This window comes from Winogradskyella marina, from assembly GCF_015645385.1.
Lineage (GTDB): Bacteria > Bacteroidota > Bacteroidia > Flavobacteriales > Flavobacteriaceae > Winogradskyella > Winogradskyella marina.
Genome location: NZ_JADOET010000053.1, coordinates 1 through 532, shown reverse-complemented (window position 1 = coordinate 532; position 532 = coordinate 1). Strand labels below are relative to the sequence as shown.

General features: G+C 39.5%; 1 protein-coding gene. It reads left to right on the top strand.

The window, feature by feature from the left end; all coding sequences use genetic code 11:
* Nucleotides 1-532: DUF7507 domain-containing protein (locus ITJ86_RS17185; RefSeq protein WP_195872877.1), on the top strand; the 532-nt coding region annotated here is incomplete at both ends.

Sequence of the window (532 nt, the reverse complement as noted above, 5' to 3'; positions counted from 1 at the left end):
AGTCTAGATGGATCAACCTTAGAAGATTTATCCGATGATGATACCGTGTTCGAAGATGATATAACAGATACGGAATTGCCATTAGAAGCCGGAATTGCAGTGATAAAAACAGGAGTTTTTAATGATGAAAATAGTGATGGCTATGCCAACATAGGAGAAACTATCACCTACAGTTTTGTGGTGACCAATCAAGGACAAGCGACCATAACAGATGTGGTGCTTACAGATGCTATGTTAGGTGGTGAACTTACACTAGCATCAGGAGACGATAACGGAGATAATATTTTGGATGTCGATGAAGTTTGGTTGTACGCAGCAAGTTATACTATTACACAAGCCGATATTGATACAGGCATGGTAAGTAACCAAGCCCTCGTTACCGGAACAAGTAGTCTAGATGGATCAACCTTAGAAGATTTATCCGATGATGATACCGAGTTCGAAGATGATATAACAGATACGGAATTGCCATTAGAAGCCGGAATCGCAGTGATAAAAACAGGAATTTTTAATGATGAAAACAGTGATGGCT